The sequence below is a fragment of the Filimonas lacunae genome, from assembly GCF_002355595.1.
Lineage (GTDB): Bacteria > Bacteroidota > Bacteroidia > Chitinophagales > Chitinophagaceae > Filimonas > Filimonas lacunae.
Genome location: NZ_AP017422.1, coordinates 1,018,993 through 1,044,329, shown reverse-complemented (window position 1 = coordinate 1,044,329; position 25,337 = coordinate 1,018,993). Strand labels below are relative to the sequence as shown.

The window sequence follows — 25,337 nt, the reverse complement described above, 5'->3', positions numbered from 1 at the left end:
TTATGTTATCAGTTGATTCCATCCACCAATTGATAACATAAAAAGTACAACCCGCTGACAAATATTTTCAATAAGGTAAATGTGCTTTTAACAGTGGCTCTTGTTCAATACTTCCTTTGCTCGCTTCGTGTTAACAAAGAACGTCACTCAACCGAGATTGGACATTTTTTCCCGACAATTTTCTCTCGATGTACAATTCCCCAATCTGCAAGATTGCTGATAATGGTTTGCAGTGTATTGCCGTGCTCCGTAAGTTCATATTGAACCGTTATAGGTTGCGTGTCTAAAACGGTTCGTTTGATCAATTGGTTTATTTCTAATTCCTTCAATTCTTTGCTCAACATTCTGTTGGAAACTCCTTCTATATCATTCAGTATGTCTGAAAATCGCCTTTTACCATAACAGCAAATAGACGAGATAATAGCAATCTTCCATTTCCCATTTAATGCGTCCATTGAATCCTGTACGGCCCTCATTCTTTGCTTTTGGTCCTTTTGGAACTCTTCTATCTTACACCCCATAATGTTACTTAGTTACACTTGTGTTACTGTTATTTTTCAGCACAAAGTTACTAAAAGTAACTTCACCAATCTAGCTTTGTCATTCAATCATTAAAAAAGGAATAATGAGCAGATTAAAAAACAAAGTAGCAGTTATCACAGGTGGTAATAGTGGCATTGGATTTGGCATTGCGCAGGAATTTAAAAGTGAGGGTGCTAAAGGAGTTATTGTCGGCAGAAATCAGGAAACTTTAAATAGTGCTGTGGCTCAGCTTGGAGATAATTTTATAGCCATAAATGCCGATATTACTAAAGTCGCTGATCTGGAAAGAGTGTTTAAGGAAACCACTGAAAGGTTTGGTCAGATAGATGTGATCGTAGCTAACGCGGGTGGTGGAACCGTAGGAACTGTGGCAACTTTGGGCGAAGCAGACTTTGACAAGACAATTGATCTAAACCTAAAAAGTGTTTACTTCACTGTTAATAAAGCGCTGCCTTATATAAATGATGGCAGTTCTATTATCCTTATCGGGTCAAATGCAGCGCACCGTGCATACCCGAATTTTACGCTGTACGGTGCTGCTAAAGCGGCTGTGATTTTTTTTGCAAAAGCATTTTCAAGCGATCTTTTGCATCGAAAGATCAGGGTAAATGTGATTACACCGGGCACAACAGATACACCTGCATTTGAAAAGTTTGTTCCATTAGAACAAATTGAAGGCATAAAAAAACACTTTGCAAGTGAAATGCCGATAGGCCGGATCGGGCAACCATCTGACATTGGTAAAACAGCGGTTTTCCTTGCTTCTGACGACTCTTCTTTCATGCTTGGTGCCGAACTCCTTGTTGATGGCGGTATGACCTATTTAGCTAAATAATCCATCTTACCATGGCGCTGGTTTATAAACCACGTCATATTAATCATTAAAATATTTTCAAAATGAGTAAATCAGAAAACAATATAGCAAGCTACGCGATTATCGGCTTCGGCAAAATTGGCCGAGCACTTGCAAAAGCGTTTGCCCGCAACGGTATTAAAGTATCAATCGCAACCACACGCAACCCGGAAAGCTTTGCACCCGATGCAGCCACGATAGGCACTGAGATCATTCCCACAACACTTGCAGAGGCCGTCAAAGCGGACGTCATCTTTTTGGCGGTGCGTTTTGAATCGCACCCGGATGTCGCAAAGATGCTGTCCACATGGCAGGGAAAAACCATAGTCGATGTAACCAATGCTTACGGCGTACCTCCTGAGGAGCTGGGCGGACAGCCTTCTTCCAAATTCGTCGCGCAGGCATTCACTGGAGGGAAACTGGTTAAAGGCTTCAATCATTTGGGCGCAGCCATTCTTGACCAGAATCCGGCCGTAAATGGTGGCAGAAGAGTCGTATTCTTGGCGAGCGATGATGAAGGCGCAGCAGCGGAGATTGGTGTGTTGGCGGAAAATCTCGGCTTTTCACCAATCAAACTTGGTGGCCTTTCGGAAGGTGGACTGCTTGTGCAGGCACGCGGAAACACTTGGGGTCAACTGATCTTTAAGGATTTGGTCAAGTTCGACTAACGAATTTTGATCGCAAATGTAGACTCGTTCAAAAGTTGTAAACTGCTAACTGTAACAAAACCAATAATCCGCTAAAACAATGATTTTTAGCGGATTATTTTATTAATAGGCAAATATCACACAGGCAATACGACTAAATATACATTAGTCATTTAGCAGCAGCTTGAGTAAATTGCGCATAATTAGATACTTGAACGATGTCCAATTTTGAAGCGTTTTTCGATTATATTCAAAAAATATCAGGCAAATTTCTATCAGACGATGATAAGCATTTATTGACCGCACATTTCAAACCCAGAAAACTCCGAAAACGGCAATACTTTCTACAGGAAGGAGACGTGTGCAAATATATCGGGTTCATTGTAAAAGGGTCGGCCAGAACCTTTACAGTAGATGAAAAAGGACATGAACGCATACTAAAATTGTCTGTGGAAAATTGGTGGCTGACAGATTTTGAAAGCTTTTACCTATTAACGCCTAGCCGCTTTAATATTGAAGCGCTGGAAGAATTGGAGATACTGCAATCAACCAACGCGGAAATTGAAGAGTATCTTAAGAAGATACCTGCTTTTTCTGCGATGTCGAATGTAATCAGTCAAAACAACACCATTGCAACCCAAAAAAGAATGCAGGCTATTAACTATTCAGCTGAAGAGCGCTACGAGGAATTCGTCAGTAATTATCCTCATTTCCTACAGCGGTTCCCGCAAAATATGATTGCTTCATATCTTGGTTTATCCTCTGAAACTTTGAGCAGGATAAAGAAAAACGCTTTAAAATAACCCCTTTGGCAATTTAAGGCTTCGCTATCATTACAAATGGGCCTGCTAAAATGAATCGCCTGGAAGATATTCTCTCTCCCTGATAAAATGGCATCCGATTGATTGGTATTTGGATTGACAAAGGTAGCTGTCTCCTACTTCTACCTATACTCCTATTGTTACTTGCCAATTTTACACTTCCCCCGGATGAGAAAAAGTAGTCAGCAATGGAATATATGCCGTTGCGGTTGTTCTGGAATTCTACATCTTGACTTTTAACCGCTTTATTAATTAGCTGTATTATAATGAGCTACCGAATTGTCTTGATTTAAGTCACCACTTCGACCTGACATTTATCGTGTGTATTTGATGATCCGTGTCACCATGCAGTTCGTTAACATGCACCAATTTTGAAGTGTAATTCAGAGCGGAAAAAACCGTAGAGCTTGAACATAATTAATAATAGAAATCATGAGTAGATTAGAAAACAAGGTAGCGGTAGTTACTGGTGCTTCCAAAGGAATAGGTGCAGCTATCGCCAAACACTTTGCTGCCGCAGGTGCAAAGGTTGTTGTAAATTATGCTTCCAGTAAAGAAGGAGCGGAAAAAGTGGTTAAAGTGATAACCGACAATGGTGGTACGGCCATTGCGGTACAGGCCGATATATCGAAGGCAGCCGATGTGGCCAGGTTGTTTAAAGAAACAGAGAGCGCTTTCGGAGCACTGGACATTTTGGTAAATAATGCAGTATCTCAGGGATATGCACCGATTGAACTCATTTCGGAAGAAGACTTTCATCAAAGTTTCAATGTTAACGTGTTAGGGCCAATACTGACTATCCAGTCAGCTTTGAAACTTTTCGGCGATAAGGGTGGAAACATCATAAATATCAGTTCAGGTGCAAGTAAATACCCTCTTCAAAATGCCTCATTATACTCTTCAACTAAAGCGGCACTGGATGCCTTCACAATTGCTTTATCTAAGGAGTTAGGTATTAAAAACGTTCGTATAAATTCTATTTTACCGGGCGCAACGGAAACGGAAGGTGCAGTCAGCGCGGGCGTCACTGTAGGCAGTGAGTACGAAAAGATGTTTGTCGAAAAAACACCGCTGGGCCGTAGAGGTCAGCCTGCCGATATTGCAAAAGCAGCAGTATTTCTGGCATCCGATGATGCAGCATGGATCACTGGTGAGCAAATTTCCGTATCAGGTGGTATGTACGGCTTTTAAAATCGTAATCCCCAAAATGACTCAAAAGGAAATACCACTACTATGAAATTAATGAATCATACAGCCCGTACATATTGTTTTTTTGAAAAGTAGCGCTACAGAATAATTATATACGATTACTCATTATATTCGTTGTATTCCATTATCCTTTTGAACGGCCGTTCACCCAATAGTTAAACGAATAAATAAGTTTTTTATCTATGTATGAGGAAACGGAGGAGTTTAAAGAGTACATAAAAGCCTATCAGGAGCTGCTGCATTCTGTATTACAGGTACGGTTTCCCTGGAAGGAGTCGCCGGAAGATTTTCTGGCACTGGTGCTACTCACCTATAAAGCGGCCATTACAGGCCCCGCTCCCCTACTTACGGAAGAAGAAAAGGCCGCCGGTATTACTTTACCGGATATAGACACTATTGCTGCTGTATTGGAAGAATGGTTGCAGATCCGCTATCAATCCTATAAAGACTTTCAGGATCTGAAACAGAACGGACAACCTTCCGACACGCTATTTAATGAAAAGTCGATAAGAAGCGCGCGGCATAAAAGAAAAGACTTCCTGGTAGCCCAGGCTACCAGGCACGCGGCTGGCATTGTTTTTTCTCCGGATACCAAACAGCCCCACCCCATTACCCAGCTATGGGCAGAAGCGTTTATGCATAAGCTTACAGAACGCATAAAGCCTCACGATAATGACCTTTGTGAAATTGTGCTTGCCGATAATATTCATAAAGGGGCTTTTATGGCTATTTAATGTTATACCGTACCGTCAACCATTAACAGTATTCACTTGCCAACTATGACGAATGCAATTTTAGGGCAGGAAGCATCTCAGTTGCACCACCTTCATCCGGGCCCGCTTACAGAACTTACACAGGTGTTTTACGACCTTGGTAAATATACACATGCCCCCTTGCTATACAATCCGGAGGCTTTGGCACAACGCATTACCACACTTGTTACAGAATGTATTGATAGCATCCAGGTGTCGCATAAAGATATTACTCCTGAAACAAGAGCCCTACATACCAGCCGGTGCCATATAGTAGCCAAGCTGGCAGCTATGGTAAAGCTTTCTCCGCAGTTAAAATACTATCCGGAGGTAGTATATCACGCGATTACGGAAAGGATAGAATTTCTCTGTTTAACTTTTCACCGGCTGTTATACCGTTTTTTTGCGGCCGATTATCAGCTGCCGGAAAGTTATGTAAAAATGGAAGTAAGCAATGCCCGTATGCAATACCAGCGGCTACTGCAACAGTATCCTGGCAATAAGCTGTTGCGTGCCATATTACGGGCGGTACATACATTCGTGCATCACAGTGTACCCGAACAACGTAGTAAGGAGCGGGTTGACTATATTAATACATTGCTTCATAATCTTAAATTATGGAACCGTGCAAAGGGCGCGCATGAACAGCTGTTTGAAATTGCCATTGCCATGAACCTCAATTGCAGACGATTACTGCATTACATGGCCACTGAAGCCGGCATGCAAATTCATGCAGCGCAAAGCGGGGCAAACAAACTTGCCTGTATAGGCCGGTTGCGTAAACAATACCTGCAGGCCTTAACCACTACCAGGTGGCAACCAGCTACCTGCGGCGGCTATAGCCAGGAAACCGATGCTGTGGCTATACATATAGAAGAATGGTTGAATCGCCAGGCCAATCTGACCAGTGAAGAAATAAAAGCCGACCGGGAAGAGCTGGACCGAGCCGAGATGCGGGAGAACGGTATATTTTTCAGCGTTTTTGTACGCATGCTGGTAGTGGCTGGCTTTACCAAACTGAGAAAATTTGCCCCTGTATTACGCATTTTAAGCAAGGTGGTTTCTTTTCCGCGTGCCGAAATGCCCAGTGCAGAAAACCTGGTAACGATGGCCAGCAACCGGGTTTCTGCAACTACCATCCGTAAGCTGGAGGCGTTATTAGACGAATGTGGGCTGATACTACGAAAAATAAAACGCAACGGCGGCAGGTTTCCGGACGATCTGCATACGGAAGAATAACACTTTACGCCCCCATATACTAACGGATGAGCGCTTCGTCCTAACGTACGAGCTGCTCGCTCGTTAGGACGAGGCATGGGAAAGCACTTCCGGGCATCCGGGGCGTGCTTTTTTTGTGCCCCTACCATCTGCCAGGCCACTGATTCCTGCAAGCCAAACACATATCCTAACGGACGAGCAACTTATCCGTTAGGACGAGCTGCTTGCGCTATAGGGCGAGTTGCCCGGCACAACAGACGAGCAGCTCGTCCTATAGAGCAAGACGCCCATCCTGTAGGACGAGGCATTGGAAAGCTCCTTTTTTTATAAGCAAGCAGGCACACTAAAAAACGGTTTTTGAAACAAAAACCCTTACTACCACTGCATTTGCGGGGCAAAACCTGTGTTACACCTGTGTTTCGTTAGCCAGACACAACATCACAACCAGCTGTATATGAGCCAATTGCGCAGTTTCTAAAGTTTTTTACCGTTTTCGTTTCCACAAAATAAAAAGTTTTTTTTCCGCGTCCCCACTGCGTTTGAGCCCAACACACCTGTGACACAGGTTTTATGCTCTTCACCCCCTTTTGCAATTTTACATCGCAGCTCACCCTCCACTACGTTTCGTTCACCGGTAACTGCGCAGGAGCCAGAACAGTAGAGGGGATCAATAAAAAAGAGCGGCAACAACAATTATTAGTTAATAAACAAAAACACATTTTATGAAAAAACAGTATATCCATTTTGTTCCTAAAGCCGATGCAAAAAAAATAGTATGGGGCAGTAATTTAAAAGAAAAGGCCAGCGTGATAGGCCCCCAACTGGGCCTGAGCACTCAGCAGGTAACAGAGCTGGAAACGGCCTCAGATACCCTGGTAACAGCCATAACCGGTACCGAGGTAAAGCGTAAAGACTTTGAAGAGTCCGTAAAGGCCAGGAACAAAACAGTGCAGGATTCCATACAGGTAATCATCAGGCTGGCAGCACAAATGAAATCCAATGAAAACTACCAGGATTCGCTGGGCAGTGCGCTCGGAATTGTAGGCAGCACCCGAATCTTCGACCTAAAGGAGATAAAACCAATCATTAAGGCCACAGCTTATTCCGGCAGGGTGGATATTACCTTTAACCTGCAGGTGATGAAATGTATTACCATTTACAGCCGTATTAAGGGTACCTACGGTTGGGAAAAACTGGGTAACGATTATGAATCACCTTACCAGGATACCCGCCCACTTGCTGTGCCCCAGCAGGCAGAGATACGCGAGTATATGGCGTTTTATTTTAACGGAAGAGAAGATATAGGGCAGCCGAGTGATATTGTATCGGCGGTGTATGGAGGATAGATAGCATGGAGGGTTCCATGTACCTCCCCGCTTCCCTCCACAGAAATGGGAACAATGCAATCAAATGTGTTGTTCCCGTTTTCATTTTTCGCCAGAACCCGCGCGTGGAGCGCCATACGCTCGAAGGCTTCATTGGTTCTGAGGGCAAAAAGAAAATACTTATTCCGGCCTCAAAAACTACAAAAAACTTCCCGACACCTTCTTTCATAATAATAGTTATGTAGTACGGGCATAACACACAAAAGCAGCTTCCTTGCCTGCCACGCCTCCATAACCTACCATTATTCACGCGGCAGGTTATGGTATTAAAAAGGCATATCTTTTTCAATGAAATAAATACAATTAACCATCACCTGACCAAAATCAATGTCCAATCGTATAAGTAGGTACGGTAATGGAAGAACGGGAATTTTCTTTGGAAGGGTTGGTAGTAATGACATTGTGTGTCACTGGCAGTGCCAGTACTTTACATTTACATACGATACGTTTTTTAATCTGGAGTGTTTTGGTTGCCATAGACTTAGTTTTAGCGTTGAGGTAATATACTTTCACCTAAGTTTGCTTTTTGCCTGTCAAAATCATAATTAATTCGACCAAGCATAGCTGTTCTTCGATGGAGACAGGAGATTAAAACAGTTCTACAATGTGTTTTTTTACATCTTCCCAGTAAGTGGGACCAATAGGAATTCTCTTTATTGAAGGCAGTATAATTTCAATATGCATATCCTGAATATGCTTAATAGCGCTTTTACGTACAATACAGGAACGGTTAACGCGAAGAAAGAAAGGAGGTGGCAGCAATTCTTCGATCTTGTTCATGGTAACGTTCAAAATTACCTTTCCGGCGGGCATTTGCAGCTCCATATAATCTTTTAATGCCTGCACCAGTATAATATCTTCCAGGCAAATCTGCACCCTTTTACGTCCTTCTTTGGCCCATACATAAGTTTTGGCATCATTACCGGTAAAGGTGGCTACAGACGCGGGGTGCGACGCACGCTTCAGCTTATACAACTCATTAGCCTTTGTCACCGCTTTTAAAAAGCGTTCAAAAGCAATGGGTTTCAGTAAATAATCCACCACGTCCAGCTCATAGCTTTCTAATGCATATTCGTGATAAGCAGTTGTAAGTATTACCAGTATATCTTTTTGACGAAAAATGCGGAGCATTTCCAACCCTGTCATTTCCGGCATTTGTATATCAAGAAAGATGAGATCGGGCTGAGATTCCTGTATGGCTTCCAATGCAGTAATGGCGTTATCGTACACGCCCTCAACAGTTAGGTAATTTACTTTTTCAGATAGTTTTTCCAGTATTTGCTGGGCTATGGGTTCGTCATCTACAATCAGTACTTTCATGTGTTAACAGGTATAGGTTAAAGCTTTAACACTAACGCCACCTCATATACATCGTCTGTTTCCTTGATATCAAGACTGTAGCGCATCTGATATTCCAGCTCCAGTCTCCTGCGCACATTTTTCAAACCAACCCCTCCACCTGATTCCGTATTTTTTTTACCCAGGGCAGCAACTGGTTTGTTATTAGCAGCATGAAAAGTCAATATCCCATCTTTCTCCTTGAGTGCCAATCTTATCCAGGCATTGTTAATGCTGGCGTTAATGCCGTGTTTAAAGGCATTTTCAATAAAGCTAATTAAAATAAGGGGTTTTATAATTTTTTCTTTGCTTTCTATTTCCTCAAAATCATACTCAATCTGCACCCGGCTTTCTTTATACCTCATTTTTTCCAGCAGAAGATAATTGCTTAGAAACGCAATTTCCTCCTGGAGTGTAATATGTTCCTTAGCACTATCATATAAAGAAAAACGCAACAGGTTAGATAATTGAATCACCACCTTACTGGCCTCTTCATTATCAATGACCAACCCATAAATACTATTTAAAGAATTAAACAAAAAATGAGGTTGTATCTGGGCACGCAAAAAACTGATTTCCATTGACTTCTTTTCCTGGGCTATCGCCAGCTTTTCTACCGAGCTTTCATGAAAATCTTTGGCAATTTTTATAATAACACCCAGCGGATTAAACCAGATAATAAATGAACAGATCCAGATAATCAATTCACTGTGAAAGGGCCTTGCGAGGCTTTGCATGGCAAATTGCTGGTAAAGCCTGAGCACAAAAGTATTTTGCGGGTACAAATAATGTAATAAAACCAAAGAAGAGCTAAGGACACACAAGGCCAGCACATATATCATTACCATGTCTACAGGCAGCAAAAACCATTTTTTTTTGTGCACGTGCTGAAAAATAAAACAGCTGATGAAGTAATGCAGCAGTATTGCGTTTGCCAATACGCAAGCCGAAAAAATCACATTTACCATGTTCAGCACATTCGTTTTTAAAGAATAGGATGTGACAAACAGGATAAAAAAAAACATCACGAGCCAATAGAGCATATGCCATAAAGGCCGTACTGCCTGATTAGGATAAATAGAAAATTCGTTATTACGCTTCATTTTTCAAGTGAACCATTTGGTTGAAAAACTTCACACAAAAGTGATAAGTGATATATTCCATCAAACGCTGTTCGGCAGTAAACCACCGGTTCATACTCATATGTATGTAACTGGATATATTCTCTAAAGATAATTCCATATTTTGTAACCGGGCAGTTCTTGCGGCAAAAGCCTCCTCCCAGGCTGCCTTCACCTGAAATTGTGCCAAACCCGTTTTCCACTCCGGATATTGCTTATTCAGCTTTCGCTTTACCTCACGACCAAACTCACCGGAAAAGGCTTCCGACATCTCTTCGCAGTACGTTATTTTATCCTGTAACGAAAAGTGATATGCATTTAACCAATGCTCCATATTACAAACTGCTGTAAATAACCTTACCTGCTCGTCTTCTTCAAAATCATCCTCCTGCAAACAGGCAAGCACCGCCTGACTGTCGTAAAAGAAAATAGCTTCTGCCGCAAGAATATCCTTCTCACCATATCTTTCAATTTCGCGCTGGTAAGTATCCTGTTGCACTTTCCAGATAAGCCTGCTTTCCAGGTAAGGGTGCCATACAGGATAAAGCTGCTGCACTACAGCCTGGTACTGTCTGGTATCAGACAACTGCAGCCGTAAGCGGATATGACAATGCGGATCGGCATAGCGGATAAAAAAGAATTTTTCAATAATACCAGCCGATAGCAGGTTATCCAATACAGGTTTCAGATGCTTTAATATTTGATCAGTCACCTTTGCTCCGCAAAATACTTTCACATACAACCATTCGCTGCCCGGTTCAAAATAACGCTGTACCCCGTTCAGCGCTTTGGACAGTAAAGCCGGTACAGGTAAAGGATTTAGTCTGGCGAGCGGCAATATAAATTGTTGTGCATATGCATGTGCGCCCCTACCTTCATCAATCGGTGTATCATACAGCCATTCCACCAACTTTACCACAGAACACCCTTTCATTTCTTTCAGCAATACCTGCAGATATTCATCATTGGTGGTATCAATAAACAACTCATGATCACCCTCGCAAAAGCAAACCCGTTGCGGCACCTGCCACTCCTTACAAAAAATCCGGAGTGCCTGCATGGGGCTATCCGCTGCTTGAATAGCCCGTATATCCGATTCCCTTAACAACCAGGAAGCACGATGCAGGATAAACTGCCTGTAAGCAATGCGAGGTAAAAAACGTTTGTATTGCCCCATTGCTCCCCAGTTGATTTCAAAACCCGATGTACCCTGGTATTGTATCGCCGCCAGAAACTTATAAGCGGTAATAGAACTGCCCATGTAGTTATGGGCATTAGACAAGCGCGGTATAATGCGTTTGTTATGTTTTCGCGAGCGTAACACTATCTCCTCCTGCTGTACAGAAACCATGATATCCTCTGCCATAAGCTGTTGTCCGGCTTCTGCTGCACTGGCAGCCAGAAAAGGTATTTCATATCCTGAAAAGCGTTCCCTCCTTGCTATATTACTGATCCGTCCGGGTGGCATATGAATAAGCTCAGCAAACAGCACCTGCTCATTCGCATCCTGCTCTTCCATAGCAAGTTGTTTGCAAAATTCATCTATCGCTGTATCCAGGTAGGCAAATCTGCCCAGTAAAATATTCGCATGCGCCCCACCTGCATTATGCAGTATTATTTTACCCGAAGGCAAATATGCTCCCATAATGGCAAAATGATTAGACAGCTTATGCAACCTGTCATCCACCTCCTGCATGTCGTTATCTTCCAGGTGAATACCTTTAAACAGGCTTTCCCTGTTCAGCAACTCCATTTTATCCTGCAGCCAGGCGTTTCCTTCCGCAGCTCTTTTGCCCATTTCTTTACTTCCCGGCAACTGCCATTTTTCCAACAAAGCATTATGCGCCATATTACCCATACCCTCCGCCACCGGAAATCCTATACCAAACTCGGGATCTAACACTTCTAACAAAGGCATTTCCATCGTTTCATATCTTTCAGCAAAGCGTTTTTTAAAACGGTCGAGCAAGGCTTCCAATGGTGAGGTAGTGATAGACAGCTTACTAAAAAAAGCCATCGCCTTTGTAAGCTCCTGCAGCGAAACATGCTGCCAGGGAAAAGAAACTGGTGGAGGGAAATACAAATCGGCATGAAAAATATGACGCTGCTCCGGTATAATATCCAATTCTTCCAGCAAAGCTTCTACTTCACACAACGCCGCCACAGGCAAAGTACCCAATGGCAATGCATTTAATTGTGTCAACGTATTATCCAGCTTATGCAATAATGTAAGAAAGCCTGCTGCACCTGTAATTTGCTGGTGAACGAATGAAGATAAAACAGTTTGTACAGGCAAAGTTTCGTGCTCCATAGTAACACCAGGCTGCAACTCACTTACCAGCAATTGCGCCTCTATCAATTCCTGCACGAAAGCTTCAAATGCCTGATAACTGACATCTTCCGGCGAAAGTGTATAAAGCTGTGTAATAGTAGCTTTGCCGTTTTGCTGCAACCAGGCCACCATTTTTTTCAATAATGCTGTTTGCTCAATAGCACTCACCTGGTATTGCTGCTTCCCTTCTTCATCTGTTATTACTTCTGTAAACCTCAACTGATCCGCTACACAATAACACGAGTTATTTACCTGGTAATGCAAATGGCGCCACAATACAGGGTGAGATTCAATCTTCTTTACTATTTGCTGTAACAATCCCATATCTATACGCACACTTCTGCGCGGCATATCCTCATTTTCAACCGGTTTACCTTCTGCTTCCAGGGCACAACCAGCATAAATGCCAAAAGGGGTGGCGCGCGTACTGGCGCGAATAGCATACTTCTTTAATGTATGCAATAATTTATCCTGTTTTGCAACAGCCAAATGACCGGCATTATATTGCAATACCGTTTCCCATAACTGGGGAGAACTCCAATACAAACCCTCTATAAAAACAGGATCGCGTAGCAATTGCTGCACTACTGTTTCCAATGACAGCGTAGTACAGTTTTGGTCGTGTAAACGGGAATAAGAATAAAGGGGTGTTCTGGTAACAACCTTACTATAGTGTTTAAAGGTTTGATGCGGCATAAGTTTGTTAGCTGGGTATAAGCAATATAGGCAAATAAATTATCACCTGCTAAACATGCTTCCGAAAATGCGCTGAAAAATACTTCTGTCGCTCAATAAAATCTCTGCACTTCCTTCCATTACAGGTAAAATAGGAATTTCCTTTCTATCAGAAGTAACAATCTTCTGGTCTTTCAATTGCACATATGCCTGGTGATCCCCTTCTATCTGTACAGGCATAATAGAAGCAATAGTACCTTCCAGGTAACCGTATTCATTAACAGGAAAATCAGACAATTCAATTTTTACCAGCTGCCCCACTTTTACATTGCCTGCTCCTTTATTGCTATACCTGATTTTAACTTCTGCTTTGGACGATTTAGGCACCACCCAAATAATCTGGTCAAGCGTATTTTTTTCATCAATCCCTTTCGAAACATATATTTTCCCCGACATAGGTGTAATAGTATAATAACTCTTCTTCTCTTTAGGATCGAACCGTGTTAACAGCGTATCGCCCGGTAACACCTCGTCGCCATTCCTCACCAGGAAATGAAATTTAAAATTGGCATTTTCATCTGTTCTGCGGATAGTTACCTTACCTGGCTGGTTTTCAGCCTGCATCAACACTGTGGCACGTAATGTATCGGGATAACGGATGATATTAGAAATAACCAGCCCTAACACCGCTACTGTAAACAACACAGTAATGCCCCAGCGAATTACCCAGGGAGGGATGTTGCCCACAATTTCATCCATTTCATTGCTCCTGATTTCTACTATTTGACTTGTATCTGGCATATTGGCAATATTTAAGCGACATCTAATTCTAACTGATTCTTTACCAGTTCAAAATAATATCCTCTTGATTTGGTAAGGGTTTCATGATGGCCTTCCTCTACAATTTCTCCATCTTTCATTACAATAATCTGGTCGGCATTTTTTACAGTACTTAGCCGGTGCGCAATCACCACCACCGTTCTACCCTTGTAAAACTGTTGCAGGTTTTCCATAATCACTTTTTCATTATTGGCATCCAGGGCACTGGTAGCTTCATCAAAAAACAGATATTTCGGGTCTTTGTATACCGCACGCGCAATAAACAAACGTTGCTTTTGACCGCCGCTTAATCCTGAACCCGAGTTACCTATACGCGTGGTAAACCCTAAAGGCAGTTTAGATATAAACTCATGCAAATTGGCTATGCGCACTGCATCATATAATTTATCTTCCCGTATCCGTTCACCATCTACCGCTATATTACGGGCAATAGAATCGGAAAACACAAAGCCATCCTGCATCACGGTTCCTACATTGTTCCGCCACAGTTGCGCTGATATATTTTGCAGGTTTACTTCATCCACCAGTATCTGGCCCTCCACAGGTGGATAAAATTTCAGCAATAATTTCAGCAATGTGGTTTTGCCACTGCCACTGGCACCCACTATGGCCGTAATTTTCCCTTTCGGAATATGCATATTAATGTTCTTTAACACCAACGGACTTTTAGGCGATCCATATTTGAACGACAGGTTTTGAATAACAATGCCTTCCCCACTGTTTTTCCGAATGCTTTTTGTAAACAGTTCATGACTTAAGTATAGAGAATCTGAACCGTTTTCAGGCTCACGCGGCCAGCTGTTTTCATTATAACCAATTAAGTCTTCGCTATTTTCTTCTTCCGGTTTGCTATGTATTTCATTTAACCGGTCAAGGCTTATTTTGGCATCCTGTATACTTTTAATAAACAGAATAATCTGATCAAGCGGGCTATTCATTTGTCCTACTATATAAGAAATACTCAACATCACCCCAAGGCTTATCTGTTGCTCTATTACCAGTTTAGCGGCCAGATAGCTGATGATGATATTTTTTAGCTGTGTAAAAAAAGAAGCACCTATGCCCTGATATTGCTCTAAAGCCAGGCTTTTAATATTCACCTTAAACAGTTTAGACTGTATACGTTCCCACTCCCATCGTCTTGCCTTCTGGCTGTTATACAGCTTTATTTCCTGCATGCCTGTTATAATTTCAAACAGGCTGTTCTGGTTTTCGCGGGATCGCTGAAAACGGTTATAATCAATATGCTTTCGCTTTTCGAGAAAAATCAGTATCCATCCTATTGACAAGGCACTACCTATAACAAATACCAGTAATAAACGGGTATTGTACAGCGATAGCACAAAGGAGAATACAAAAAGGTTAATGATAGAGAATAAAGTATTTAAAGTAGAGCCGGTAAGAAATGCTTCTATCCTTTTATGATCGTTGATACGCTGCGTGATATCGCCCACATTCTTTGATTCAAAGAAGCTGATGGGCAGCTTCATGAGTTTAATAAGAAAATTGGAAATGATACTAATACTAATGCGCGTGCTTATATGCAACAGAATCCAGTTGCGTATAAGATCTACTGCTATACCACCCAAAAAAAGCAATAATTGCGACAATAAGATCAGGTAAATAAAGCTGACCTTTTTACGACTTACGCCAAAATCTACCAGGCTTTGCGTTAGAAAAGGAAAACACATACTGATAAGGCTGCCTAGTAGCATACCTAATACCAGCTGAATGAAATATCTTTTATAAGGGCGTAAGTATCCCATCAAAAAACCAAAACCCGTTCTCTCCTTTTTCACCTCATCTTCATCCCGGTAAAAATCAACTGTTGGATCCATTAACAGCGCCACTCCTTTTTTGTCTGCCGAGCTAATCCAGCATTTTTCAAACACATCCCTTTCTACCCGCACCAGCGTATGACCCGGATCGGCAATGACCAGGCGTTCTACAGGACGCAGCAGGCTCTTTTTTTCTACTGCATATAATACTACATAATGTTCCTGGTTCCAGTGCAGCACACAGGGCAACGGTATTTGCCCGGTTAGTTGATCGTACGTTAATTTGGCAGAAAGCGTTTTTAGTCCAATCTTTTCAGCAGCTTCACTCAGCCCCAGCAAACTAACGCCGTTTTTGGTAATATAGGAGTTAGCCCGCAGGTAATCCAACGAGTACTCTTCCCCATAATACGCAGCAATCATGCGTAAACAGGTAGGCCCACAATCCATGTAGTCTAACTGTTTATAGAATTTATATTTTTTGCTAAATAAGCCCATTGACTTGATTTTTATTCGACGTTAGTGCTGATAAAAGCTGATGTCAGCTATTTTCCCTGGGTAGTAGGCCAATGCGTATCTACAGTGGTTTCATCATCCATTCTGCCACCGTGAATATGATCGCCATCAATTCGTTCGATGTCATCTTTAGGCTCGCCCTTAATAATGCCATCGGCTTTTAGCTTTTCCACATCCACTATGCGGTTTTTCTTGTCTTTAGGTTTGTCTTTCTTGTTATTTTTCTTTTGTGACATAACAGTGTTATTTAGTATCAGTGATATGAATGAATAACTCGGTTGTTTTAAAGGTGGTGTTGCCCTGCCCTTCCTGCTCATATATGGGTGGCTTATACTCTTTAAACCCACCATACAGCTTGTCAGATTCTTCTTTTTCTATTTGGAAAGAAGTGCAATTTTCGAGTTTGAGGGCAGACTGCCTGGTAAAAAAATCCTTTAACTTTTTCATGATCATACAATTTGTGATTACATATAGGTTATCCTGCTTTTGCCAATGCAGCAGCATTGCCGGATATATATGCCCGCAAATAGGCATGCATTACTTCCAGCAACTCTTTGCTTACATTCTCCTTATCTGTAAACAACAGGTTAGCCGCATTTACTTCTCCATTTTCCAGCATCATTTCACGCAGCAGAGCCATCAATGCATCCAGGTGCCGGTAGCGTATATCCTCCGATAACCGTGAAAATTCAATGCTATCCAGCGGATTCATAAACTGCTGCAACCAGTAGCGCAACAACACTGTCTCTTTTTTGTATAGTTTTAGAATCCTGATAAAGGTTTCAGTTAACACCTGTATCAGCATGCCATATTGCGATTCTGCAATTAACGTCCCCTCACTTATTCCGTTCAGCAACACAAACGACTCCCATTTACCCGACTGCTTAGCCATGTCATCCACGCACCGCACACAAACGGCAATCGCTTCTTTGGTATCGCCCTGCGAAAAATAAATCCTGCTTACATTATGCCACTGCTGTATTTCGGAAAAGAACAGGTATTGGTATCCCTGTTGTTGCAGGTATTGATTAGCTGCTATGATCTCGTAGGTGAAATCAAGCGCACCCACAAAATCTTTTTTCTTATACTGGCAATAAGACAACCGTGGTGCACAAAGCGCTTCAATCCACGGCATAATGCCGGCATCTACACTTTCTGTTAGCTGACAGCAATAGGCGTAGGCCCTATCCATTTCTGTTTCCTTATTCTCTTTAGCCAGGGCAAAACAGTTATCATATGCTTGTGACAACCTGTTAAAATCCTGTTTTTGCTGTGGTGTAAATACAGTATCCAATATATAATTCAGGTAAATGGTATAGGGGCCTTCTTTACCCGGCATTCTTCCTATTTCCTGTAGTGTGTTCATAATAGTGCCGTTTTTGAGATTAGCTGTTAGCGGTGACACGGGTATTAGCCATGTTCAAAAACTTGTTTAAGATGACTCCTTTTTTACGCTGCTCATCAAAATCGTACATGCAATAATCTTCATGCAGGTGTTCAATGGCTTCCTGCGAACAACCACCATTGCATATAGGCAGGATAGAACAAGATAAACAGGGCTTATTTTTGAATTTCACATCCAGCCTGTTATAATACTTTTCATTCCAGGTGATAGAGCCATCTGTGTTCAATTCCCCTTCTTTTGACCCGGACGAAAAGTTACGGGCAGTGCATTTAAACACTTCGCCATTATAGTTAATAGTAGCATGATTCTTTTTATCGGCATAGCAGGAATTACGCACCGTATCCGGCAAATCCACATCTCCAAATGTGGTATTAAAACCCTGGCTTCTGAAAAAGCGGTGCAACTCCCTTACCCTGCCAATGAGGGTTACATCTTTTTCCTGCCATACTTTATGAAAAGAAATACGCAGGTAAGGGCGAAAATCATCTTCCAGCGGAAGCAGGTCATGCACAATTTCTTCCAGTTCTTTTAAATTAGTAGCTGTATAATTAATACGTATGCTCACGCTTAGCTGGTTTCGGCAAAGCGACAATACGTTTTCTATAATATCATCGTATGAACCACGACGGGCGCTGACAAAACGTACTGCATCGTGCAGTTTTTTATTGCCATCCAGTGTAATCTGGAAATTGGTAATATGGTACGACTGGAAGGCATCGAACATGGATGGGTTAATTAAAAAACCATTGGTAGTAAAGCCCGTGCTAAAAGAAACAGTGCGATGAGCAAACAAGGTTTTTACATACTCCATTACCGGTACAATCACCTGTTCAAAATAAAGCAGCGGCTCGCCACCAAACCAGGATATATGAAAATTTTTAAGCCGGGGCATACTTTCTACTACATGTGTAATATGTTTTTTTACGTTCTCAATGGTAGGTGTATCCATTTTAGAACCTTTCTCATGTGATTCGTAGCAATACCAGCATTTAAAATTGCAATTCATAGTTGGGTTTATCACCAACTGGTATTGTGTGTCATCTTCTATATCCACCTGCTGACGCATTTGCTTTACCACCTCAATTTCATCGGTTTCATTTTCTACTATAAAACCATTCTTATGTAACGACTGGTAAAACCCGGGATGATAATCTAACAACTCGTCAATATTGCCATTGAGCCTGGCCGACTCTACCAATTCGTTCAACAATGGTTCTACAACCAGGTAGCGGTTGCTCAATGCATTATACAGAAGGAACTTATCTTTTAATGCAATGGCATTATTAAATTGACTGAGTTTCATATTATTGAATTGATATTGAAAGAATGGCAATGCCGGTTATGGTAAAAACTGCTTCAACAATAACAGCACGCTTTTTAAAGACGCCATTGCGCCATACACTTCATTCAGACCTTCTACTTTTAACCCACGCTCGGGCTCCAGCACATGATAGCCATATTGTTTTAGCCTATCCACATTGGCTTGTACGCTGGGCTTACGCCACATATGCTCGTTCATAGAAGGCACAAAAAGCACAGGAGAAGAAGAAGCGGTAATAGCAGTAGAAATAATATCATCGCTGATTCCATTGGCCGCCTTGGCAATAATGTTACTGGAAGCGGGCATAATAGCCATCAGATCTACCTGTTGCGATAATTTAACGTGCGGCACCAGTGCATGCTCGCTAATAGCATAAGTATCGGTAAACACTTCATTACCTGAATATATTCTCAAGGCATAAGGTGTAACAAACTGGGTGGCATTTTTAGATACCATTACCGTTATATTACAATTCAGCTCTTTGCGAAGATGCATAATAAAAGAAGGCATTGCTGCAGCAGAAACAGCACCTGTAATACCCAACGCAATATTTCTCATAGTATATATTTATTGTAATTCTACTGCTTCAGCATGTGCATGCCCCATAGCAATAGCATACACACAAGCTTTGGTAAAATTCTTTTCCTCCATCAGTTCTTCAAACCGGGTGCTGATAACCGCAGCTGTAGGGGAGCCATAAAAACCATATTCATTGGCAGCCAGAATCATGTTCTGTGCTATATGGCCTGCTTCCAGCATCACCGCTTTATAGCCTACCGGGTGCGAGTATTTCCACATCGTTCTTTCAAAATTCGCTACCAGAAAAACCACCACGGCTGCTTCGTTAATCCACAATTGATCGCCCAGGATGGCGGCTGGTGTATGAACCTGTCCGCTGTTCACCAACCCCAGCGAATGCTCTGTAGCAGAATAATGATATAATCCATTAGGCAACCCGTCCACATTTCTGCATAAAACGTAGGCCTCAAAAGGATTACGGGCACCACCCGAAGGGGTAGTTTTCAAAGGCATTTTACCCATAGGAGGCACTTCCCTGAATTTAATAATACCTACACCCGCGTATAAACAATTAACCAATTGCTGCTGTGTAACAGGCTGGTGCTCATCAAAAAGTCTTACCGTTCTTCGACGCGTGATGGTTTTAAATATACCTTCATCGTCGGCAGGCGGTGTATACTCGTATACCTGGCTATAGTGATTCTTGTTTACTGCATACAATTCAGGGCTTGGATCATGTTCTGTTTTATAGGTTATATGCTCATACAACGCTTTCATCTTTTCCGACTGCACCGGGTAAAAATGTGTATGCTTCAGGGTAAAATGAAAAGCCCCCACTTTTTCACCCCATTCCCATCGCTTTTTATATTCGGCATCTTCCTGCTCTTCTTTAGAGTCTTCCGTTACAATAACGCCGCATATTATCAATTTGGTTAGCCGGTCGTAACGGTCGTCTGCCGTAGCGCTTTCAATAAAATTATGGAGTAGAAATTCTTCCCCCACCCATTCATCCATGCCGGTAATCAGGCTTAATTCCTCCAGTGAAACTTTAATGGTTTTGTTTTGCAGGAAATTCTGGACGTATATCTCTCCTTTTTGTATAGTAAAGAAAAGGGAGCGGGCTCTTCTGAATTTCATAATCAATAGTTTAGGACAAAGAGGTAATAGATTAGCAACGACCAATCGTTTTAAGAAAGGATTTATCAACGGTTGATAAATCCTTTCTTTCATAAGCATGCTGTGGTTAGCAAGCGATCAGGTTAATATCCAGAATTACGGAAGCATCTTCACCTGCTACTTCAGAAAAACCACCGCTTAATTGCTTTAATTCATCTTCAGACAAAAGAGCTGGGTTTTCTTTTAAAACAGTGATCAGGTTGGTCAGTCTTGTTTTTGCACTTTCCAGATCCTGGATGGTCTTCTGATTGTTTGGCTGTGTTGACATTGTAGTTAAGTTTAAAAGTGTTTTTGCCTACTCTTTTAACTGGTTTTCGGCGTTTCCCATTTGTTGCAACGACTATCTTTATTTTAATCTGTTTTGTTCATCAGCATTACTGCTTTCTATTTTCCTGGCTTTAAAAGACTTTCCTAAATCGAAGTTGTAAATAGCTGCCAGGTTAAAGGTGCGTGTTTGTCTTTTCTGCTCCATACTGCCTATATTGCTATTGCTGTAGTATATTTTCCCATTTAACCTGTATCCATACCCTATATCACTAATAGAAGCTTTCAATACCAGTTTGTTTTGCATCAGTTTCTTTTGCACTCCTATATCTACCACCACAAAAGGGTTTACCAGGAAATTGCCGAATATGAAGTTGGAATAGTAAGAGGTATTGAGACTAATGCTAAAATTAGCGGGCAAAATAAATTGCTGGTTAGCCTGGATGGTGACAATGGTTTTTCTGATATCAATATGCTGCATGGCTACCGTTTCCCTTCTTAGCATCACATTGTTGTTCCAGTTCCACCATTTGGTAATGGCAACAGGTGCGTATAGAGTAATTCCTGCATTTGTTCTTTTCCCAAAGTTTGCACGTGTATAAATGGTAATCAGCGAATCGATGGGCGATTGCATGGCATATTGTGCAATCATATCTTTCTGACGATCGTACGAAACGGATACGGTGTACTTGTTACGAAAAGTATATCCTAACTCAAACGAATGAATAAAAGAAGGATTGAGATAGGGATTACCTCTGCCAATGGTGTAATTATCGGCGTAACTTTCATAGGGATTTAAATCGCTGTACGAAGGCCTGGACACCCTTTTACCATAATAAAAGCTGATATAATCATTGTATTTTTTATTAGTATTTCGTTTCAGGTATACTGTAGGAAAAAGGTTGAAATAGTTTCTTGCATTTACCAGGCCGGTTGTTTCCAGCTTACCTTCTGTATGTGTATGCTCCCCCCTTATACCCAACTGCAGGGTAGTTTGTAAAATCTTACCACTATAACTTACATACCCGGCCACAATATCTTCATGGTAATTATACACATAGTCCAGTTCATTTTTACCCAGCCACTTGTCATTGGTATACCCTTCATAAGTACCGCTGTTTTCAATACCGGTGTTGGTGATTTTAGCCCCTATATTCAATACCGCATTTCGTTTCCACACTTTAGTATACCTGGCATCAGCTGTAAAAACTGTAGCGGTACTGGGTGTACGGTTTCTGAACGAGGTATCACCTATAAAGGCATTGCCGCCATCGTAAAACAAACTATGTGCTGCACTAACGGTGGCAGATCGGTTGCTGGTATAATCGGAAAGCAGTATAAAGGCCGTACCCAATGTATCAAGGGTAAGATGGTAGTTAACTCCCAGATTATGATAATTCCTGGAACTGGTTACAGGATAACTACCCAGCACTTTTTGATTATTCTCAGGCTGCGGAGCTGCTATAACAATATCTGAGTTATAAGAAAACCCACTGTTCCTGAACGAGCCTGTATAATCTATAGAAACGTATTGCTTTTTATCGATGTCATATACTCCACCGGCACGTACCCTATGCGCTGTAGCAGTGGTTACCCGTTTGGTAATGGACAGATAAGTAATACTGTCGGTAATATTCCTGAAGAAACGCGATTCTTCAAAATCCCTGGTATTATCGTAATTATAGCTTGCAAAAAGCGATACTTTATTTTGCTTAAAATTAAGTTGCATGCCTTCATTGGTACCGGGGTAGCGTCCTTGTGTATACCCCAGGTTAACACTGCCATTTAAACCTGCTGTCTTTTGTACTTTCAGAACTATGTTTATGTAGCCACCGCTACCTTCTGCATCGTACTCTGCCGGCGGATGTGCTATAATTTCAATAGACTGGATATTATCTGCCCGTAAACTGCTTAAATAAGCGATAAGGTCATCACCACTTAACTGTAACATCTTTCCATTGACCATTACCCTTGTTCCCGGATTACCGTTGATAGTAATTTTTCCATTACTCACAAATACGCCAGGCGCCAGCTGAAACAACTCTAAAGAAGACCTTCCCGCTGTGAGTGCATTGTTACTGACATCCATTACCAAACGATCTGTTTTACGCGTAATAAAGGCTCTTTTTGTAGCTACGGTTACTCCTGCCAGCTGGTTATCCTGTTTTTGTAAAACAATGGTAGCCAACTTTAAAGCGCCATTGAGTTGTATAGGCAGAGAAACCTGCTGGTAAGCGGTATGCGTGATACGTATCTGGTATGGCTGATTATCAGTTACCTGCAATAAAAAACTACCATCTTCTGCTGAAATTTTTTCAGCTATTACTTTATTGTTACTTAACACAGCCACGGTAGCAAAGGGCACAGGCGTTGCCTTTTCATCAGCAATTTTCCCTTCCACAGCTACCACTTGCGCTGTCCCTTGCACCAAAAGCAGGCTGTATAAGATAAGTAGGATAGCTAGTTTCATGGTAATCAGGTTTTCAGTTAGCTCGTTGTGCTTTCTGATATAAATTTTGAAAACTTTTTTCCTACTGAAAAATGAGTTCGCTGATTACAGGCGACTCTTCGATGGAGAAGGGGTTTCGTTCGACAAAGAGGTTTTTTAACCGCTCAAAGCAGGTTATTGCAGTATTGTTTTTCCATTCAAAAATAACTCCAGGCCTCCCCGTTCAGCCTTTTTTTAAAAAAAAGCCGCCTTAAAAAGGCGGCTCAAAGCTTATTCCAGGTTTCCGTAAATTTTAGCGGAGAAGAAAACAATTTATCAGAACTTAATATTCAGCTTCCGGGAAGCATGCTTGTCTTCTTTATAATATTCAAAGAACCATTCCCCGTTTCTTTTGAACACAATACCTTTTACATCACCGTCATCCGCAATAAAAGTATCCTGTTGCGAGGTTTTCAGCAATGTCATTACTTTTTTAGGAGAGGTATCAATCAACTGGTAACCGGTAGCGGTAGGTTGTGCATATAACACATCCTTGTTTTCAGTGGAGATAGCAGGTGTTGCCGCTGCCACCACTACGGGCGCTACATTCACTGCAGCGGGTGTAGCCGGAGCCGCTAACGCACTATCGTATTTATATTGCGCCGCACTCAGCGAAGCAAACGCATTTCTTAAAGCTTCTGAGTAGGAAGCCGCCCAATCTTTTTCCCTGCTCTTTCCTTCCTTTCCTCTATAAACAACATTACCCAGGCAATCTTTCAACACCAGGGTTAAACCAGTGGCAAACATGCTATTTTTCTCTTCCAGCTCCATTTTAAGCGCATTACACTTATTGCCCGCCAGTTCTGCAGGTAACATTTCGTCAGTTAAGAACGCAGTAAAACCTACGTCTGCCAGCAAAGCCTTCGAATAAGTATTTAACCCATACTGATTATCTGCTTTCAGGAAATCGAAACGCTTAGGTACTAAAACATACTTGTAAGCATTGATGGTATTTTGAGAACGGGCCGTAACGCATAATGACACCGCCAATAATAAGGCAACTACTTTCATGTGAGTTATTCTTGTATGGTAACGAAGGTAATAAACATCAGCCGTTCAACAGCTCAAAAATACCACAACTACCCCAACCTGATCCCCCCATACTACTGAGCTACAAAGAAATTTTTGCCGCTGCTGAAAATGCAGGCTTACGGCTTTGTCCAGCTGAAACCGGACTTCAGCTACGCCTGCAGTATATGGACCAGCCGTATGAAGAAACATTGGTGATAGCTATGCAGCCCATACCAGATAGTGATAACCTTCCCAGTGTTTTTGCTGTTTGCCATTGGGATTGGGGGATTGGCCTAAGCTCTGCCTGCTGCGGCATAAGCGACATGGAAGACGATTGGCATGCAGATAGCGATTGGGTTTTTATGGTCTAAACCAGCCATGCCCGGCTTCCCCTGAGATGCAGTTACAAATGTTTTGTATATTTAAATAAACTTATATAACATGAGACTGCTTATTCTCGCTCCCGCTTTACTACTACTTCCCTTTACGAACCAGGCACAACAATCGCTGAACATTCCTTTACAAAAAGAACTGGACAGCATACTAAGGCTTGACCAGCACTACCGGGAAATACTATCCAATCACACACCACAAATGGAAGATTCCCTGTCGGCCCTGTATAAGGTTTCCAAAGACGAGCTGTTCACCTACATATGGCACCTGCAGGAACAGGCAGATTCCAGCAACCTTCTAAGAATAGAAGCTATTATTCAACAATATGGTTATCCGGGTAAAACACTGGTAGATAGCCCTGCCAATGAATCGGCATTGATGGTAATACAACACTCCACTGTCATTGACAAGTATTTACCAGTGATAAAAACAGCAGCAGAAAAAAAGGAAGTCCCCTTTCATTTATACGCAATGATGCTGGACCGCTCGCTCATGTACCAGGGCAAACCGCAAGTATACGGCACACAGGGCAAAGGTTTACAGGCACTAGACCCTGCTACCGGCAAAAAAACGTTTAAATTGATTATCTGGCCGGTACAGGATGCCGCTTTGGTAAACGAACGACGAAAAGCCGCGGGCTTTAGCCAAAGTATTGAAGAGAATGCAAAGCGACTGGGCATCACTTACATTCCACTGACCATAGAAGACGTTCACAAAATGGAAGGAAAAAAATAG

26 protein-coding genes are annotated in these 25,337 nt (G+C 41.9%); 9 read left to right on the top strand and 17 right to left on the bottom strand.

Annotation, left to right across the window (positions count from 1 at the left end):
- Positions 1-143: 143 nt before the first annotated feature.
- Complete coding sequence (locus FLA_RS04370) at positions 144-521, bottom strand: winged helix-turn-helix transcriptional regulator (RefSeq protein ID WP_076382431.1); 378 nt, start codon at positions 519-521, stop codon at positions 144-146.
- 104 nt (positions 522-625) lie between these two features.
- Between FLA_RS04370 and FLA_RS04365 the strand changes: the two genes are divergently transcribed.
- The 7 genes from FLA_RS04365 (at position 626) to FLA_RS04335 (ending at position 7,389) form a co-directional block, all read left to right on the top strand.
- On the top strand, positions 626-1,378 hold the full coding sequence (locus tag FLA_RS04365) for an SDR family NAD(P)-dependent oxidoreductase (RefSeq protein ID WP_076382432.1): 753 nt from the start codon (positions 626-628) through the stop codon (positions 1,376-1,378).
- 62 nt (positions 1,379-1,440) lie between these two features.
- On the top strand, positions 1,441-2,064 hold the full coding sequence (locus FLA_RS04360; RefSeq protein ID WP_076382433.1) for an NADPH-dependent F420 reductase: 624 nt from the start codon (positions 1,441-1,443) through the stop codon (positions 2,062-2,064).
- A 197-nt stretch (positions 2,065-2,261) separates the two neighbouring features.
- The gene (locus tag FLA_RS04355) at positions 2,262-2,846 is read left to right on the top strand and encodes a Crp/Fnr family transcriptional regulator (protein WP_076382434.1); all 585 of its coding nucleotides are present in this window, start codon (positions 2,262-2,264) and stop codon (positions 2,844-2,846) included.
- Positions 2,847-3,296: 450 nt separating this feature from the next.
- Positions 3,297-4,055 carry an SDR family NAD(P)-dependent oxidoreductase gene (locus FLA_RS04350; protein WP_076382435.1) on the top strand — a complete coding sequence of 253 codons (759 nt, stop codon included), beginning with the start codon at positions 3,297-3,299 and terminating at the stop codon, positions 4,053-4,055.
- A 200-nt stretch (positions 4,056-4,255) separates the two neighbouring features.
- Complete coding sequence (locus tag FLA_RS04345; RefSeq protein WP_076382436.1) at positions 4,256-4,807, top strand: hypothetical protein; 552 nt, start codon at positions 4,256-4,258, stop codon at positions 4,805-4,807.
- A gap of 45 nt (positions 4,808-4,852) precedes the next feature.
- Positions 4,853-6,064, top strand: coding sequence for a hypothetical protein (locus FLA_RS04340; RefSeq protein ID WP_096510740.1), 1,212 nt, complete (start codon positions 4,853-4,855; stop codon positions 6,062-6,064).
- Between the two features lie 701 nt (positions 6,065-6,765).
- Positions 6,766-7,389 (top strand): hypothetical protein, encoded by a 624-nt coding sequence (locus tag FLA_RS04335; RefSeq protein WP_076383027.1) that lies wholly within the window; start codon positions 6,766-6,768, stop codon positions 7,387-7,389.
- Between the two features lie 363 nt (positions 7,390-7,752).
- Here the strand turns inward: FLA_RS04335 and FLA_RS31365 are convergent, their stop codons facing one another.
- The 16 genes from FLA_RS31365 to FLA_RS04260 all read right to left on the bottom strand — a co-directional run bounded on the left by FLA_RS31365 (position 7,753) and on the right by FLA_RS04260 (position 24,209).
- Entirely contained in the window at positions 7,753-7,905 is a 153-nt protein-coding gene (locus FLA_RS31365; RefSeq protein WP_159445205.1) for a hypothetical protein, read from the bottom strand.
- A 111-nt stretch (positions 7,906-8,016) separates the two neighbouring features.
- Positions 8,017-8,748, bottom strand: coding sequence for a LytR/AlgR family response regulator transcription factor (locus tag FLA_RS04325; RefSeq protein ID WP_076382827.1), 732 nt, complete (start codon positions 8,746-8,748; stop codon positions 8,017-8,019).
- A gap of 17 nt (positions 8,749-8,765) precedes the next feature.
- On the bottom strand, positions 8,766-9,503 hold the full coding sequence (locus FLA_RS04320) for a sensor histidine kinase (protein WP_159445206.1): 738 nt from the start codon (positions 9,501-9,503) through the stop codon (positions 8,766-8,768).
- A 73-nt stretch (positions 9,504-9,576) separates the two neighbouring features.
- Positions 9,577-9,816, bottom strand: coding sequence for a hypothetical protein (locus FLA_RS31360; RefSeq protein WP_159445207.1), 240 nt, complete (start codon positions 9,814-9,816; stop codon positions 9,577-9,579).
- Positions 9,817-9,858: 42 nt separating this feature from the next.
- Positions 9,859-12,915 (bottom strand): lantibiotic dehydratase, encoded by a 3,057-nt coding sequence (locus FLA_RS04315; protein ID WP_076382831.1) that lies wholly within the window; start codon positions 12,913-12,915, stop codon positions 9,859-9,861.
- 42 nt (positions 12,916-12,957) lie between these two features.
- The gene (locus FLA_RS04310; protein ID WP_096510736.1) at positions 12,958-13,695 is read right to left on the bottom strand and encodes a putative HlyD family type I secretion protein; all 738 of its coding nucleotides are present in this window, start codon (positions 13,693-13,695) and stop codon (positions 12,958-12,960) included.
- 11 nt (positions 13,696-13,706) lie between these two features.
- Entirely contained in the window at positions 13,707-15,932 is a 2,226-nt protein-coding gene (locus FLA_RS04305; protein ID WP_231940388.1) for a peptidase domain-containing ABC transporter, read from the bottom strand.
- 122 nt (positions 15,933-16,054) lie between these two features.
- Positions 16,055-16,261: a hypothetical protein gene (locus FLA_RS04300; RefSeq protein ID WP_076382837.1), complete on the bottom strand. Its 207-nt coding sequence runs from the start codon at positions 16,259-16,261 to the stop codon at positions 16,055-16,057.
- Positions 16,262-16,268: 7 nt separating this feature from the next.
- Positions 16,269-16,472, bottom strand: coding sequence for a hypothetical protein (locus tag FLA_RS04295; RefSeq protein WP_076382839.1), 204 nt, complete (start codon positions 16,470-16,472; stop codon positions 16,269-16,271).
- 28 nt (positions 16,473-16,500) lie between these two features.
- The gene (locus FLA_RS04290; protein WP_076382841.1) at positions 16,501-17,391 is read right to left on the bottom strand and encodes a hypothetical protein; all 891 of its coding nucleotides are present in this window, start codon (positions 17,389-17,391) and stop codon (positions 16,501-16,503) included.
- Positions 17,392-17,410: 19 nt separating this feature from the next.
- Complete coding sequence (locus tag FLA_RS04285; protein ID WP_076382843.1) at positions 17,411-18,733, bottom strand: radical SAM/SPASM domain-containing protein; 1,323 nt, start codon at positions 18,731-18,733, stop codon at positions 17,411-17,413.
- Between the two features lie 36 nt (positions 18,734-18,769).
- Positions 18,770-19,309, bottom strand: a complete 540-nt coding sequence (locus FLA_RS04280; RefSeq protein ID WP_076382845.1) for a flavoprotein — start codon at positions 19,307-19,309, stop codon at positions 18,770-18,772.
- Positions 19,310-19,318: 9 nt separating this feature from the next.
- Positions 19,319-20,407 (bottom strand): SagB/ThcOx family dehydrogenase, encoded by a 1,089-nt coding sequence (locus FLA_RS04275; protein ID WP_076382847.1) that lies wholly within the window; start codon positions 20,405-20,407, stop codon positions 19,319-19,321.
- A gap of 106 nt (positions 20,408-20,513) precedes the next feature.
- On the bottom strand, positions 20,514-20,714 hold the full coding sequence (locus tag FLA_RS04270) for a hypothetical protein (RefSeq protein ID WP_076382849.1): 201 nt from the start codon (positions 20,712-20,714) through the stop codon (positions 20,514-20,516).
- Between the two features lie 78 nt (positions 20,715-20,792).
- Positions 20,793-23,180, bottom strand: a complete 2,388-nt coding sequence (locus tag FLA_RS04265) for an outer membrane beta-barrel protein (RefSeq protein WP_076382851.1) — start codon at positions 23,178-23,180, stop codon at positions 20,793-20,795.
- 294 nt (positions 23,181-23,474) lie between these two features.
- Positions 23,475-24,209 (bottom strand): hypothetical protein, encoded by a 735-nt coding sequence (locus FLA_RS04260; RefSeq protein ID WP_076382853.1) that lies wholly within the window; start codon positions 24,207-24,209, stop codon positions 23,475-23,477.
- A gap of 11 nt (positions 24,210-24,220) precedes the next feature.
- Here FLA_RS04260 and FLA_RS32115 point away from each other — a divergent pair, with 11 nt between their 5' ends.
- Together FLA_RS32115 and FLA_RS04250 are read left to right on the top strand one after the other, a co-directional pair.
- Positions 24,221-24,580, top strand: a complete 360-nt coding sequence (locus tag FLA_RS32115) for a hypothetical protein (RefSeq protein ID WP_076382855.1) — start codon at positions 24,221-24,223, stop codon at positions 24,578-24,580.
- Positions 24,581-24,650: 70 nt separating this feature from the next.
- A complete protein-coding gene (locus FLA_RS04250; RefSeq protein ID WP_076382857.1) occupies positions 24,651-25,337 on the top strand; it encodes a DUF6624 domain-containing protein in 687 nt (228 codons plus the stop codon).